Source organism: Chryseobacterium sp. ISL-6, from assembly GCF_018613715.1.
In the GTDB taxonomy this organism is placed as follows: Bacteria; Bacteroidota; Bacteroidia; order Flavobacteriales; family Weeksellaceae; genus Chryseobacterium; species Chryseobacterium paludis.
Window position 1 is genome coordinate 1 of sequence record NZ_JAGGPT010000001.1, and the last position, 14,537, is coordinate 14,537.

The 14,537-nt window shown below is 32.8% G+C and carries 12 protein-coding genes and 1 tRNA gene; 8 read left to right on the forward strand and 5 right to left on the reverse strand.

Going from position 1 to position 14,537, the window contains the following annotated elements; all coding sequences use genetic code 11:
• Positions 1-48 precede the first annotated feature (48 nt).
• A tRNA-Met gene (locus J7E44_RS00005) sits at positions 49-121 on the forward strand.
• A gap of 1,028 nt (positions 122-1,149) precedes the next feature.
• Here the strand turns inward: J7E44_RS00005 and J7E44_RS00010 are convergent.
• Complete coding sequence (locus tag J7E44_RS00010; protein WP_214824060.1) at positions 1,150-1,731, reverse strand: hypothetical protein; 582 nt, start codon at positions 1,729-1,731, stop codon at positions 1,150-1,152.
• Between the two features lie 329 nt (positions 1,732-2,060).
• On the opposite strand from J7E44_RS00010, the gene J7E44_RS00015 reads away from it, so the two are divergent.
• The 3 genes from J7E44_RS00015 to J7E44_RS00025 all read left to right on the forward strand — a co-directional run bounded on the left by J7E44_RS00015 (position 2,061) and on the right by J7E44_RS00025 (position 5,245).
• Entirely contained in the window at positions 2,061-2,426 is a 366-nt protein-coding gene (locus J7E44_RS00015; RefSeq protein ID WP_089029799.1) for a BlaI/MecI/CopY family transcriptional regulator, read from the forward strand.
• Positions 2,426-4,291, forward strand: a complete 1,866-nt coding sequence (locus J7E44_RS00020; RefSeq protein WP_214824062.1) for a M56 family metallopeptidase — start codon at positions 2,426-2,428, stop codon at positions 4,289-4,291. The genes J7E44_RS00015 and J7E44_RS00020 overlap by 1 nt, the downstream gene beginning before the upstream one ends.
• A gap of 66 nt (positions 4,292-4,357) precedes the next feature.
• Entirely contained in the window at positions 4,358-5,245 is an 888-nt protein-coding gene (locus J7E44_RS00025; protein ID WP_214824071.1) for a GLPGLI family protein, read from the forward strand.
• 55 nt (positions 5,246-5,300) lie between these two features.
• Here the strand turns inward: J7E44_RS00025 and fsa are convergent, their stop codons facing one another.
• Positions 5,301-5,954 carry a fructose-6-phosphate aldolase gene (gene fsa, locus J7E44_RS00030; protein ID WP_214824074.1) on the reverse strand — a complete coding sequence of 218 codons (654 nt, stop codon included), beginning with the start codon at positions 5,952-5,954 and terminating at the stop codon, positions 5,301-5,303.
• Between the two features lie 153 nt (positions 5,955-6,107).
• On the opposite strand from fsa, the gene J7E44_RS00035 reads away from it, so the two are divergent.
• Entirely contained in the window at positions 6,108-6,596 is a 489-nt protein-coding gene (locus tag J7E44_RS00035) for a YdeI/OmpD-associated family protein (protein WP_214824077.1), read from the forward strand.
• Between the two features lie 61 nt (positions 6,597-6,657).
• Here the strand turns inward: J7E44_RS00035 and J7E44_RS00040 are convergent, their stop codons facing one another.
• Positions 6,658-7,227: a tetratricopeptide repeat protein gene (locus J7E44_RS00040; protein WP_214824080.1), complete on the reverse strand. Its 570-nt coding sequence runs from the start codon at positions 7,225-7,227 to the stop codon at positions 6,658-6,660.
• Between the two features lie 195 nt (positions 7,228-7,422).
• On the opposite strand from J7E44_RS00040, the gene pepE reads away from it, so the two are divergent.
• From pepE to J7E44_RS00055, 3 genes are all read left to right on the forward strand, one after another.
• Positions 7,423-8,118, forward strand: a complete 696-nt coding sequence (gene pepE / locus J7E44_RS00045) for a dipeptidase PepE (RefSeq protein ID WP_214824084.1) — start codon at positions 7,423-7,425, stop codon at positions 8,116-8,118.
• Between the two features lie 112 nt (positions 8,119-8,230).
• Positions 8,231-9,604, forward strand: a complete 1,374-nt coding sequence (dacB, locus tag J7E44_RS00050; RefSeq protein WP_214824087.1) for a D-alanyl-D-alanine carboxypeptidase/D-alanyl-D-alanine endopeptidase — start codon at positions 8,231-8,233, stop codon at positions 9,602-9,604.
• Positions 9,605-9,611: 7 nt separating this feature from the next.
• Positions 9,612-10,781, forward strand: a complete 1,170-nt coding sequence (locus J7E44_RS00055) for a sensor histidine kinase (protein ID WP_214824100.1) — start codon at positions 9,612-9,614, stop codon at positions 10,779-10,781.
• Between the two features lie 82 nt (positions 10,782-10,863).
• On the opposite strand, the gene J7E44_RS00060 is transcribed toward J7E44_RS00055, so the two are convergent.
• Together J7E44_RS00060 and J7E44_RS00065 are read right to left on the reverse strand one after the other, a co-directional pair.
• Positions 10,864-12,720 carry a M61 family metallopeptidase gene (locus J7E44_RS00060; protein WP_214824103.1) on the reverse strand — a complete coding sequence of 619 codons (1,857 nt, stop codon included), beginning with the start codon at positions 12,718-12,720 and terminating at the stop codon, positions 10,864-10,866.
• Positions 12,721-12,876: 156 nt separating this feature from the next.
• The gene (locus tag J7E44_RS00065) at positions 12,877-14,508 is read right to left on the reverse strand and encodes a M1 family metallopeptidase (RefSeq protein WP_214824107.1); all 1,632 of its coding nucleotides are present in this window, start codon (positions 14,506-14,508) and stop codon (positions 12,877-12,879) included.
• Positions 14,509-14,537: the final 29 nt, after the last annotated feature.

A 14,537-nucleotide genomic window follows, 5' to 3' on the forward strand; every position in this document is an offset into this window, starting at 1 on the left:
CCCGCTACTAAGAATAAAGTGTTTTCGGTAAACACTCTAAAGATACACCGCGGGATGGAGCAGTAGGTAGCTCGTCGGGCTCATAACCCGAAGGTCATCGGTTCGAGTCCGGTTCCCGCTACTAAAGCAAAAAGAGAATCACATTGTGGTTCTCTTTTTTGTTTGAAGTTATTTTCATCTTTATATAAAAAAAACATACAGTTTTGAAAATTATTTGCACTGAACCGGCAGGAGATTACTTTAATTTTTTCAATAGGATTTAGAACAAGTTTAGGCTTAAAATAGCCTCTTTATTATTTTTTTGTGGCACTAATTATGGTCTTAATTCTATCATAAGGATAATTCAATAGTTTTATTTCTGAGCTATCTTTTATTATTTTAAGATTTTTAATTTTATGCAATAAGATTCCTGAAAGTATCATAATCAGATTCTTTTTGATCAATGAGTACAATTGTTTGTTGCTTTTGTTTTTTTAGTCCTGCTGATAGTGAAAGCATACGCTCATTGTCACTGTAGTTTGTACTGTAGTCAACTATTGGTTGGCTTATTTTTTTATGGCAACTTGCAAAAATTATCAAAACAACTATTGTAAAATATCTCATATCAGTGTATATAGTAAATATAGCAAAATTTTATACCATTCCAGTTCCAGCGCCTGTGCAGTTGGCTACATTATTATGTATAATGAAAGAATATAAAAGATGTTTTTTGTATTATAATTTTCTGTATTTCGTTCTGTTTACTTTCTAAATAACTCAAATAGATTTAATAACATACAGATTATTGGATGAAAAATAGAGCTTTGAAACTGTGAAAAGATCAGTTTGTCTATAAATATGTGAAAATTGAATACATATTCTTACTAAAAGTTAAAGTTTCTGATTGGGTCTAGTAAAGTAAAGTGCTAATTTTATTCATGAAGAAATTGGTATCGGCTATGACTTACTTTAAATTTCCAGATGACCTATTTCTATTACTCAAGTTATGAATATTCATTTCAATATTTGTATACTCTTTGGGAACTATATAATAACATAATGTTTGGTGAGAATAAAAAAATAAAAAATAAATATCTGGGGTGAGGTTGAAACAGGTATAGTATTACTTTTTGGTGAAAAAAAATCCCGCTTTAGAAGCGGGATTATATATTATTGAGCGAGTTGATTATAAGGTGTTAAGTTGATGTCTTCAGCCATATTCTGCCCCAGAAACTCGGTCTTTTGACCCCCTTTCATTCTATTGGCTGCATTATTTCCGTTAAAGTACGCTTCATTTAGCTTAGTTGTAATTTCTCCTGGATTGAAATCGATCTTAGTATCTCCTTCAACACCCAGATATCCATTCTTCTTCGTTAGATACGTAATGTAGTTTTTGTAATTGATTAAAGTATTTCTCAAATACTGAGTATGATACTCCATACATTTTTTTGCTTTTTTAGAAGAATTGTTCAGAATGCAATTGTTCATATTTCCTCTGTATAAACGCCATTCAGATTCTAAAATACCATATTCCTTTCCTAATGCGATCTTTCCGTTGGTAAGAATATTATTGTCCCCTTCTTTGGTTGCTATCGCCTGTAGGTGTCCGATAACAGCTGGAACCGTTTTTTCAATTTTAGTTTTTGCTTCTTTTAAAGCGCTGAAATCTGCAGCAGGAGAACCCTTCTTTTGAGCAGTTGTCACGTTAAAAATAAGTAGTAATAGTACAATCAGTAAATTATATCTTTTCATGAGAAATTTTTAAAGCACTAAAATAAATATATTTTCTCAGTTTAAACATATTCATTTTAATTTTATTTAATAAAATTTAACAAGTTTTAAGAATTTAGATTATAATTCAATGATTTAGTATTGATAATTCAGCTGATAATGAATACGCATTAAAAATTTAACATATTTTAATTAAAAATATTTAATTGATTATCAGTTAGTTATGATTTATTAAGGTTTATCACTAAAAAAATAGTTGTTTGATTGATATTTATTTCTACATTTGTATAACTAATTTCATAGTGATATAGAAATTCATACAATATCATTAATGAATAAATGAACAGGATATGATAATTCAGACTTTAACAAAAGCAGAAGAACAAGTGATGCAATACCTTTGGAAAATTGAAAAAGGATTTCTAAAAGATATTCTTGATTTATTTCCAGAACCTAAGCCACATACCAATACGGTTTCTACTATTTTAAAAGTATTAAAGGATAAAGAGTTTGTGGATTATAATGTATACGGAAGGCAGCACGAATATTTTCCGTTGATCACTAAAGAACAATATTCTGGGAAAACCATGAAAAGCCTTGTGAAAAACTACTTTAAAGGTTCGTACAAAAGTGCAGTTTCCTTTCTTGTAGAAAAAAACGAAATGACTGTTGAAGATCTTGAAATGTTATTAAGCGAACTCAAAAAGAAAAACTGATGGAAACATTATTTCTATACTTTGGAAAAGTTATTTTATGCTCAGGTGTAACGTTTTTGTATTATCAGTTGTCTTTAAAGGACAAGACATTTCATCATTATAACAGATTTTATTTGTTATCGGCCATATTACTGTCATTATTATTACCCCTTATAAAGGTAGATGACTTTACAATAGAAGTGAATAATGAGGTGTACCTGTTAATAAATAAAGTACAGAATTTTAATTCAGATAAAAACATAAGCAATGACCACATTTATTTTAGAATTATTTTTTCAGCTTTGGGATTGGTTTCTCTCTATTTTATAGGAAGATTCATCTACGGGATCATCAAGATCCAGCAGCTTAAAAATCAATTTCATAAAGAGAGTTTTGATGGGATCAATTTTTACCATACCAATCTCACTGAAGCACCTTTTTCTTACTTTAAGAACCTATTCTGGAAAAATTCAATTGTATTGAACTCTGATATAGGTAAACAGATCTTAAAGCATGAAATGGTACATATTGAGCAGAAACATTCATTTGATAAAATTTTTATCGAAGTGGTTACTTCCGTTTTCTGGTTCAATCCGTTCTTTTATCTCATCAAGAAAGAACTTACATTAATCCACGAATATCTGGCTGATAAAAAGGCCGTCAAACAATCGGACACAAAAGCATTTGCGCAGATGCTTTTAGCAAGTCACTTTTCCGGAACACAGTTACCTGCAACCAGTCCGTTTTTAAGTTCAAATCTAAAAAAACGATTAAAAATGTTACAAAAACCCAAAACCAAATTCGGATATGCGCGAAGAATTTTTGCATTACCGGTTTTATTTACTGTTGCTTTTGCCTATATGGTAAATGCTAAGAATAAGGAAATTAAAGAATCGAATATAGCTATTCATGAGGCTGTAGCTCAAATTAAGGAAGAACCTCGGGTGAAAAATATGACCGAAATTAAAAAGGACACTATTACACCGGGTAGACTAAGCAAAATTGATGAGCCTCAGCAAAAAATATTAAGAAAAAGGGAAACTGAGAAACTAAAAGACCTTGGAAAGAAAATTCAGGAAAAAAGCCTGGCCTTAAAAGAGCTTAAACCTGAAAGTAAGGAGTTTCAAAAGAATGTCGATGAACTAAGTACACTTTCTGCAGAAATGGGAAAAATTACAAGTTCTGATGATTTTAGAATGGCTTATACGATCAATGCAAATGAAGTGAAAAAGATCAATGATTTTTTCAAATCTGATGAATGGAAAAATAAAGTAAAAGATCTTAAGAATAATATGGATATCGAAATTCCAGAAATTCCAGAAATTAACTTTGATTTCTCTGAGGTTCCGTCACCCCCATCACCTCCTAATGCTCCTCGAGTGAAAGTAATGAAATTCAAGGATATTAAAGACATGAAATGGGATGCTGCAGAACTTACTAAAGCTTCTGAAAATGCAAAAGGGGCTATGGAGTACGCAGCAAAAAGAGCTAAAATAGACAGGAAAAGAGCAAAACTTAATGAAAAAAGGGCTAAACTGGATGTTGAAAGAGCTAAGCTTGAAGCGGAAAGAAGAGCTTTAGATGGTAATAACAGAAGAGCGTATATATTTAATTCCAGTACCAGTTTCAGTGATTTAAAAGAGCCGGCTATGTTGATGCATGCAGACTTTGTAAAAAAAGACGGAAATGGAAATATTACGATGAATGGAGTGAAGAATTTTAAATTTAATGGAAATGATGATGCCAAAATTTTTATAGATGGCAAGCAGGTTACTAAAAAAGAGATGGAGGCATTAAATCCAGCTAACATAAAGAGTATGAATATTAATAAACGTTCAAAGGACGGAGATTCTTCCAGCGAAATAAGAATTGAAACCAAAAAATAAAGTTCCAACTGGCTTTGTTAATATTAAGGAAATTTATATTGACAAAGCCTTTTTTATTAATAAACTATGAAAAATAATATTCTACTCTTTTTGCTTTTAAGCCTATTTGCTAATGGACAGGTAAATCGATTTTATTATGATTACAAATATATTTCAGATTCCACCAATAAAGCAGATGTGAAAAGTGATGTAATGCTTTTGGATATCGATAAAAATGGTTCAAAATATTACAGTCGGGAAAAATTTGTATCTGATTCTACAGCAAAGGCTGATATTGCAAAACAGATGAAAGGCGGATTTGGGGGAAGTATCAATATCAAGAAAAATATAAAGCCGGGAATGATCTTTACAAGCGTTACAAAGACCTATCCCGACTATAAGGTGTCACTTTCAGAAAGAATAGGAACAACAACCTATAAAATATCGGAAGATCAAAAACCTGAATGGAAAATTCTTTCTGAAAAACAAAAAATAGGGGAATATAATACTCAGAAGGCAACAGCAACGTATGGTGGCAGGGAATGGATCGCATGGTTTAGTACGGATATTCCTTTTCAGGACGGACCATATAAGTTTTATGGACTACCAGGTTTAATTGTAAAATTGGAGGATAAAACGGGGTCGCATATAATGACTTTAGTTGCGAATAAAAAAACAACTATAAGTTCAGAAGAAGACGTGCAATTGCCGGGTGTTACAATGATTGGTTTAGGTGGTAAAGATATTGAGGTAACTAAAAAGCAATTTAAAAAAGCCTGGAAAGATTACCAGACGGATCCTACAAAAGACATGAAGCAAACCATGAGTACGCTTCCTCCCGGTGCTGTAGTAAGGATGAAAAATCAGGATGGGAAAGATATTGACACAAATGAGATGTACAAGAGCATTGAAAAGAAAGCAAAAGAAGATATGCAAAAAAACAATAACAGAATAGAACCTGATTTATACAAATAATAAAAAATCCCGAAACTGAATTTCGGGATTTTTTTTACCATATTGTTGTTAGCTATTAAGCTAATTTCTGAGAATCTGCGATGAACTGAGCCAATCCGCTATCCGTTAAAGGATGTTTCAATAAGCTCAAGATTGGAGGCAGTGGAGAAGTAATAACATCTGCACCGATCTTAGCACAGTCGATGATGTGCATTGAATGACGGATAGAAGCTGCTAAAATTTCTGTTTCATACATATAGTTATCAAAGATCAAACGAATCTCCTGAATAAGATTTAATCCGTCAGTTGAAATATCATCTAATCTTCCTAAGAAAGGAGAAACATAAGAAGCCCCTGCTTTCGCTGCCAAAAGAGCTTGTCCTGCAGAGAAAATTAAAGTACAGTTTGTTCTGATTCCTTTATCTGAAAAATATTTTAACGCCTTGATACCATCTTTGATCATTGGGATTTTTACCACAATGTTTGGGTGGATTGCTGCCAATTCATCACCTTCTTTTATCATTTCTTCATAAGTAGTAGAAAGTACTTCTGCAGAAATATCACCATCTACGATCTCGCAAATTGCTTTATAATGGTTTCTGATAGCTTCAGCTCCCTGAATTCCTTCTTTTGCCATTAACGAAGGATTTGTGGTTACACCATCTAAAATCCCAAGGTCTTTTGCTTCTTTAATTTGCTCTAAATTAGCAGTGTCAATAAAAAATTTCATTTTGTTAAATAGATTTATTTATGCAAAGATAATGAATACTTTGTGAGTGGAAAATTAATGGGGAGATACTTGCTGTTTTGTTAGAAGTTGAAAATTAAAGTTATCATTTATGAAGAATATAAATAAGAAACAATTTTTTTAAATTTGTTATCCATGAAAAATAATCTGTTTACAGCCCAGCTTGAAATTATCGGGATCAATCCTTTTATTTTTGTTCCAGAAGAGGTTTTAAAAATAATCTTTGAAGCTTCGGAAAGAAATAAAAGTCCAATACCGGTTAAAGGAACTGTGAATGGTGTAGAGTACAAACAGAATTTGATGAAGTATTTAGGGGAATGGAGGTTGTACATTAATCTTATTATGCTGAAAAATTCACCAAAGAGAATTGGAGAAATGTTGGAAGTTTCAATAGAATATGATAGTTCAGACAGAAGTATAAGCATTCATCCGAAACTGGATCAGGCAATTAAAGAAGATCCTGTTACGCTCCGTAACTTTGAAAATTTAATTCCTTCAAGAAGGTTAGAATTGATCAAGTACATCAACAATCTGAAAACTGAAGAAAGTATTCAGCGTAATATTGAAAAAATCATCAGGCATTTAAAAGGGGAAACTGATTTTTTCGGAAAGACAATTAATTAGAAATAAACCATTACAGTAAAGATTAAAAAAATCCGGGAAATTTTTCCCGGATTTTTTTAAACTATGAATTTAAAGTTTTGCTAAGTTTTACAGCATCCTGATTGCTAGGATCATACTGTATCGATTTAGCGATATGTTCTTTTGCTTTTGCAGGATCACTTTTCTGTTCTGTAAAGGCCAGATAAAAATAGGCGTAAGCTAAGTTCTTCTTATTTTGTTCCACTTCCTCTGGTTTTACAGTAGCGATATACTTTTCATAAGCAATTTTTGCATTGGCATCATCTTTAGCGGCTTGATATGCATAAGCCTGACTATAATAAGATGGAGCCCAGTCTGGTAATAATACAGATATTTTTTTCCAGGTAGCAACTGCGTTGGTCCAGTCTGACGCTTCTTGATATGCTGTAGCCAATTTTCCTAGTGATTCTGTATCCTTTGGATTGGCCTCGATTTGTTTTTTAAGGGCATCTATAGTAGTCGGACTTGACTGAGTTGCAGCAGTAGTAGCTGCTGTATCAGCTGTATTATTTGTACTGTCCGTTTTAGTAGTTTGTGCATTTAAAAAACTGGCACTTCCTACAAATAATAAACCTAAAAATAGATTTTTGATATTAATTTTAATCATTTTCATAATCTTATATTTTAAAATTCTATAGTCTAAAGTTCAATAATAATTCCACAAAGGCTCAAATTTTAGAAGCTTTAAGTTTTTTTAGAAAATATTAACGGATAAGTGTTTTTTTTTAGCTTAATTTTTGATTCGTTGATGTTTGAGTTTATCTTTGTAGTTCAACTATTTTTTTTACAAACCATATAATTTCCTTCTATGAATATCATATTAGCCTCAACATCCACAATTTTCGGCGGAGAATATTTAGAATACTTAAGAGAAGAATTAATACAGTTATATAAAGGAATTGACGAGATCATTTTTGTTCCTTTTGCCAGACCAGGTGGGATTTCCCATAACGATTATACATCAAAAGCCCGTTCTTTCTTTGAGACAATCAATATAAAGGTGAGGGGTCTTCATGAATTTGAAGATAAAGTTGAAGCTTTAAATAACGCCAAAGGATATTTTACAGGCGGCGGAAATACATTTTTATTGGTTAAAACTTTACATGAAGAAAATGTGATGAAAGTTTTAAAAAATAATGTAGAAAGTGGAAAACCTTATTTAGGATGCAGTGCCGGAAGTAACATAGGAGGACAAAATATGAAAACTACGAATGATATGCCGATCGTATATCCACCAAGTTTCGATTGTATGGGACTGGTTCCTTTTAATTTAAATCCACATTATTTAGATCCAAACCCTGAATTAAAACATAATGGAGAAACAAGAGAGACAAGAATTCTTGAATTTTTAACCCAGAATGACTTAAAAGTAGTTGGACTTCGTGAAGGAAACTGGATCAGAAGAATAGGCGAGAAAATTACTGTTGAAGGAAGTGAGTTGACCCGAATTTTCGAAAAAGGAAAAGAACCTTATGAAATTGAGACCGGAAGTTCATTAATTTAATTCAAACAATCTTTTTTATATTTGAATAAAGAATTGAATACTTAACATTTGTTTATCGTATAATAGATTTATGCAAATGAAGGATAGATCAATTTTATTAAACTAAAATTCAATGAAAAAAACACTTGCTGTTCTTATATTTTCTACACAAATAGTTTTTGCTCAAGATATTACTCAAAAATTAGATGATGCTACGAAAGATTTGATGAACTCTTCGGGAGGGATTGCATCCAGTTTATCTTTTTATGTAGCAGATGAAAAGGGAAATTTAATTTATGAATATCAAGGTAATAAAGGACTTTCTACAGCATCTACACAGAAAATATTTACAGCAGGAGCGGCATTGGAAACGTTAGGGAAAGATTATACTTTCAAAACGACATCAAGCTACTCAGGTGCTATCTCAGGAAGTACCTTAAATGGAAATCTTTTTATTGCTTCCAATGGAGATCCGACCTTGGGAAGCTGGAGGTATGAAGCTTATAAGCCCGAAAGTTTTAAGAAAAAACTCATTGAAGCTATTAAAACATTGGGGGTAGCAAAGATTTCTGGAGATTTAATTATTGATGATTCTTATTTTGATCATCAGACTATTCCCGGCGGCTGGCCCTGGGATGATCTTGGAAACTATTATGGAGCTGGAGTATGGGGAGTGAATTGGCGAGAAAATCAATTTGACATCAATATAAACGGAACTGAATTTAAAAGCTTTTCTTATCCTTTAGAAGGGGTACAATGGCTAAATGATCTGAATGCTGGTGGAAGTTCCGACCAGAGTCTTATTTTTACTGCACCACGCTCTAATGTGGCCCTGATTAATGGAACCTTACCAAGCGGTAAAACAGTAACGGTATCAGGAGCTACTCCTAATCCACCATTACAGTTAGGGGTGGAGGTGAAACAGTGGCTTAAAGAATCAGGAATTGATTTTTCGGGAAAAGTAATTACCAATTCGCAACTTGAAATGGAAGGAAAACAACCTCTTGAAACTCCAAAGAAAAATATAATCCTTACATATCAATCACCAACATTGGATAAAATTATTTATTGGTTTTTAAGAAAAAGTATTAACCTTTATGGTGAAACGTTAATTAAAACTTTAGGAAAAGAGAAAAAAGGAAATTCAAGTTTTAAAAGTGGAGTAGCTTACCTTAAAGAATTTTGGAAATCGAATGGTATCAATCCGAATATGATCAATTTTGCGGACGGAAGTGGCCTTTCTCCACAGAATTATGTTTCAGCAAAAGCAGAAGTACAGGCTTTATTATATGCTAAAAAACAATCTTGGTTTGAATCTTATTATGATGGTTTTCCTACTCAGGAGAATGGGATGAAAATGAAAAGTGGTACCATGAGGGATACAAAATCTTTTGCAGGGTATCAAACGGCTAAAGATGGAAAAAAATACGTATTTTCTATAATTATTAATAACTATCAGGGAAGTGGAAATGCAGAATTGCAAAAAATTCTGAATATTCTAAAATAAAGGAGTAATGAAAAATCGTCCGTTTTTATCGAGGATCAATAACTGGTTTGTATTTACATTACTTACGGTAATCGTTATTGCCTTGATCGTCTCTTCGAATATTCTCATTAAAAACTTAAGAGAGAAAGAGGCAGAAAGGATAAAAGTTTTCGCTACTGCCATAAAAATTTTACAGGATAACAAGCAGAAAAGCTCAGAAACACAAGAACTATTATTTGCGATCTTAACTGAGAATGATCAGATCCCATCGATTTTAACGGATGAAAATAAAGAACCTTTTATTTTTGAAGGAAGTTCACGGAATATTGCGAAAGAAATTCTTGCAAACCCACAGGAACTAAGAAAACTGATCGCAAAAATGGAAAATAATTATGCACCATTTGAAATTGAAGTGGCCAATGGTGATAAGCAGTTTGTTTTCTATGATAACTCATCACTGCTTAATAACCTAAGGTACTATCCTTATTTTCTGGGTTTATTCATACTCTCTTATCTGTTATTTTCATTCTGGTTCCTAAGAACGATTAAAAAGACCGACGAAGGATATGTCTGGGCCGGATTAGCAAAGGAAACAGCCCACCAGATAGGAACACCTCTTTCATCCATGATTGGATGGATGGAAATCATGAAATTGGAAAGTCCGGAATCTGAAGGGATTTATGAGATCGAAAAAGATATAGAAAGATTGAGAACCATCTCCGAGAGATTTTCGAAAATTGGATCTGTACCGGAGCTGAATGATATGAATTTTAATCAGATGATTCAGGAAAATTATGAATATTTAAAATCACGGATCTCTAAGAAGATCAGTTTTACCTTACAGTTGCCAACATATGTTATTTTGGTTCCCCACAATAAGATTCTGATGAGCTGGGTGATTGAAAATTTAGTTAAAAATGCGGTAGATGCAATGAAAGGGGAAGGTTCATTACAGATGTCTGTTTTTGAAAGAAATAAAAATATTCTGGTGGAAGTAAAAGATAGTGGAAGCGGAATGACAAAAAATCAGGCGAGAAATGCTTTTAAACCCGGTTATTCTACAAAGAAACGGGGGTGGGGATTGGGATTGTCGCTGGCAAAAAGAGTGGTACAGGAATACCATAATGGAGATATCAAAATCTCACAAACAGAAGTTGGAAAAGGAACTACTTTTAGGATAACCATTAAGAAAGCTTAATTAATTTATATTTAGTCTTACTATACTTGAATAAAACAAAAAAGCGGGGATTAGTCCCCGCTTTTTTGTTATTGTCATTTTGTTATTTCTTGCCAGTTAACCACTGATCCTGCAGTTTTTGTTCCGCTGGTGTTGGGCTAGCTTTAAACTGAAGTGATTCTTTTGTCAGTTTATCTAAAATTGCTTTTCCCTTAAGATCTATTTTATCAGTCTTGTCACCATTTTTTCTTAAGACAGTTACAGTAACATTTTGTCCGTCCTTAATTGTTTTGGTATAACTGATGAAAGCAGGTATGTTTTTAACATCAATCGTTTTTCCGTCTATTGCAAATACTTCATCCGTGATTTTAAAACCTATACTTTTTGCAAAAGGAGATAATGGAGAATTCTCATCAAAAATAAAAGTATTATTTTTTTCATTAAATCCTGTTTGATTTGGATCTTTGATCATCCAGAAAATAGGAGGTGTTTCCTGTTTAGTGACTTCAACACCAACCTGACTTAAATATTCTGCATAAGGAGTTGGTTGGCTGCCGGCAATATATTTGTTGTAGAAATCTTTGATCTGTGGATATCCGGTAACAGTGACTAACTCATCGATCAGTTTGTCATCTTTAAATGGCTTGTTTTCTCCAAATCTCTGAGATAGCTTTCTGATCATATCACGATATCCCATTTCACCATTCGACAACTTCCTCAATTCAATATCCATACACATTGCAAGCAATGCTCCTTTTTCATACACATTTCGGTATTGATCTTTATATGGTTCTACAAGTACATTTTTACTCATTACTGTAAAAGGCATCGTATCATTGAAGCTTTTTGAATTGCTTATTTTCTCGCCCATTCTCTTCAGGAATTCATCTTTATTGATCAATCCTTCCTGAATCTGGAATAAATTAGCAAAATATTCTGTTCCACCTTCATACATCCAAAGATGCTGAGACATTTTAGGATCTGCATAATTAAAATAATGAATTTCTTCAGAATGTGTTTTCAGTGGATTTACTGTGTGAAAAAACTCGTGAGAAACAACATCTGTAATCGTTTGGTCAATCGCTTCTTTCGGCATTAATTCAGGTAATACAACACTTGTAGACTCATGGTGCTCCAGTGCTCCGAAACCTTTGATGTGTGGTCCGTCTGAACCAGAAAGGTAAAGCATAATTGCATACTTTTTATTGGTATTCATATCACCCAAAAACTTCTTCTGAGCAACAACCATCTTTTCAAGATTTTCTTTAAAATCTGCAGCTTTATATTTTCCTGTTGGTGAATATACCCCTAAAACCAAATCCATACCTCCTGCATTGAAAGTAATATAATCAGGTTTTGTATACATTAATGGAGAATCTGTTACTTTAGCATAATTAGCCAGGGTAAAAGTATCTGTAGCTTCTGATTTATCCTGATCTACCAATGCTGTGGTTCCATAAAAATCATTTGGTTTCTGAATCACCAGCTGATAAGGTACATCCTGCATATCATCGATATACCCAATGAATCCATGAGTATTGATCAGGTATATTTTTCCTTCCTCGATATCTGTTCCTGAAGGAGAAAATACTGCTTTATGTTTTTCAGTATTACCTTCATCATCGAAACTATCGTTTACCAGATACGTTATCTTCGTTAAAAACTGTGCATTTTTAAGAGCATACGAATTGTCATCCACTTTAGTAAAAGCCAATTCTTTTCCTTTGTTGTCTAAGAATTTAATGCCTTCTATAAATCTGCCATAATCATCCACAGAATACGTTCCGGGAACTGTTTTTGGAAAATGGAATTTTACATTACCGGATTTCATTTTAGGGAACTCCATGGTAACGGCCACTTTATCGTCTTTCACATTGACTAAGTCAATATTGGTTTTAATAGACTGGGCATTGGCCAGAACTGCGGCTAGAATACCTAAGCTAAGTGCTATTTTTTTCATTGATTAGAATTTATAGTTAAGTAGTTGCTCTAAAAATGATTTTGTTACAGATTGAAGTCAAATAACGTATTAAACTTTTCTTAAATTTTATTCACATAAAGTGACTAAAAAATAAAAATACTGAATTTATGATTTAATAATCTTGAATTTTTACTTCTATTGCACCTTCTTATAGTTGATATAATAATTCTTATTAAACTCTATTGGGGTACCTTTTTTCAACTTTACCGTCTGCCATTCTTGGGTTGGAGTTATCGTTTGATCTCCATCTATTCTGATAGGAAGTTTAATATTCTTAACGACGTTCGTATATCTGAATTTTAACGTTTCTCCTTGCTGAGAATATTCAAGTGTAGGAATTTTAATTGTTCTTAAGTATTGATTAAAGATACTTGAAAAATCAATACCCGATTTAGAATTGATATAATTTTCAATTTGTTGAGTAGTTACAGTCTGATGATAGAATTCTTTATTTAAACCTCTTAAGATCTGTCTGAATTTGTCATCGTTATTGATTATCTGTCTGATGGTGTGGATCATATTCGCTCCTTTAGGATACATATCTCCACTGCCTTCATTGCGAACTCCATATTTACCAATAATCGGAACATCGTTACTTACAATATTTCGAATTCCGATTGCATAAATATCCGCAGATTTTTTATCCAGGTATTTTTCGGTGAAAAGAACCTCAGAATAGTTGGTGAAGCTTTCATGGATCCACATATCAGCCTGGTCTTTTGCTGTAATATTATTGGCAAACCATTCATGTCCGCTTTCATGAATAATAATAAAATCCCATTTCAGTCCAACCCCAGTTCCGGATAAGTCTTTTCCCAGATACCCATTCATATATTTATTTCCGTAAGCAACACTACTTTGATGTTCCATTCCCAGGTAAGGGGAGTCAACCAGTTTATAAGAATCTTCATAGAAAGGATATGGGCCAAACCAATACTCAAAGGCTGAAAGCATTGGCTTTACCTGTTGGAATTGTTTTTTTGCTTTATCTAAATTGTAATCCAATACCCAATAATCCAGATCCAGTTTTCCTTTTTCACCATTAAAAGTATCTTTAAAGTTTACATATTTTCCAATGTTTGGAATGATAGAGTAGGCATTAATAGGATTTTTAACCTCCCAGGTGTATGTGGTTTTATCGCCTTCTGTTTTTTTATCAATTAATTTTCCATTCCCCACACCTACAAGATCTTTAGGTGTAATAATCTTCATGATCATTCCATTGTCAGGTTCATCACTCCAGATATCTTTGGTAGGAAGCCATATTGAAGCTCCGATTCCTTCATCAGCAACACTCATCCATGGATTTCCATTTTCATCTTTGGTAAAAACCCAGCCTCCATCCCAAGGTGCCTTTTTAGCAATGACAGGATTTCCGGAATAGGTAACATCGATGGTATATTTTTCTCCTTTTTTAAAATTCTTATTGGTCGTAATAAAAATAAAATCACCATCCTGTTTGAATTCACTAATAGGAAGACTTCCTTCTATTTTATCAGCTTTCATAGGTTTTTGGAGATCAATTTGAAAGATGGGGTTAGTTACGTCCTTGATGATCTCAAAACTGATTTTATTTGTTCCCTTGATGCTTTTCTGGTCGAAATCGGGTTCTACCGAAAGCTCATACTTCTTAACATCCCAAAAGTTTCTGAATTTAGTGTTAGACCCTTTTAAAGTATCTTGTTTTGTAAAGGTTTCAGGTTTCTCGAAGAACTGACCAAAAGCCAGGCCTGATGCAAATAAAAGTGTATATGATAGTTTTTTCATTTTTAAACTTTATTAATAATCTTTTCAAA

What these genes read in the sequence shown, in the direction of transcription:
- J7E44_RS00010 (WP_214824060.1), bottom strand. Translation starts at nt 1,731, where the DNA reads ATGAAAAGATATAATTTACTGATTGTACTATTACTACTTATTTTTAAC.
- J7E44_RS00015 (WP_089029799.1), top strand. Translation starts at nt 2,061, where the DNA reads ATGATAATTCAGACTTTAACAAAAGCAGAAGAACAAGTGATGCAATAC.
- J7E44_RS00020 (WP_214824062.1), top strand. Translation starts at nt 2,426, where the DNA reads ATGGAAACATTATTTCTATACTTTGGAAAAGTTATTTTATGCTCAGGT.
- J7E44_RS00025 (WP_214824071.1), top strand. Translation starts at nt 4,358, where the DNA reads ATGAAAAATAATATTCTACTCTTTTTGCTTTTAAGCCTATTTGCTAAT.
- fsa (WP_214824074.1), bottom strand. Translation starts at nt 5,954, where the DNA reads ATGAAATTTTTTATTGACACTGCTAATTTAGAGCAAATTAAAGAAGCA.
- J7E44_RS00035 (WP_214824077.1), top strand. Translation starts at nt 6,108, where the DNA reads ATGAAAAATAATCTGTTTACAGCCCAGCTTGAAATTATCGGGATCAAT.
- J7E44_RS00040 (WP_214824080.1), bottom strand. Translation starts at nt 7,227, where the DNA reads ATGAAAATGATTAAAATTAATATCAAAAATCTATTTTTAGGTTTATTA.
- pepE (WP_214824084.1), top strand. Translation starts at nt 7,423, where the DNA reads ATGAATATCATATTAGCCTCAACATCCACAATTTTCGGCGGAGAATAT.
- dacB (WP_214824087.1), top strand. Translation starts at nt 8,231, where the DNA reads ATGAAAAAAACACTTGCTGTTCTTATATTTTCTACACAAATAGTTTTT.
- J7E44_RS00055 (WP_214824100.1), top strand. Translation starts at nt 9,612, where the DNA reads ATGAAAAATCGTCCGTTTTTATCGAGGATCAATAACTGGTTTGTATTT.
- J7E44_RS00060 (WP_214824103.1), bottom strand. Translation starts at nt 12,720, where the DNA reads ATGAAAAAAATAGCACTTAGCTTAGGTATTCTAGCCGCAGTTCTGGCC.
- J7E44_RS00065 (WP_214824107.1), bottom strand. Translation starts at nt 14,508, where the DNA reads ATGAAAAAACTATCATATACACTTTTATTTGCATCAGGCCTGGCTTTT.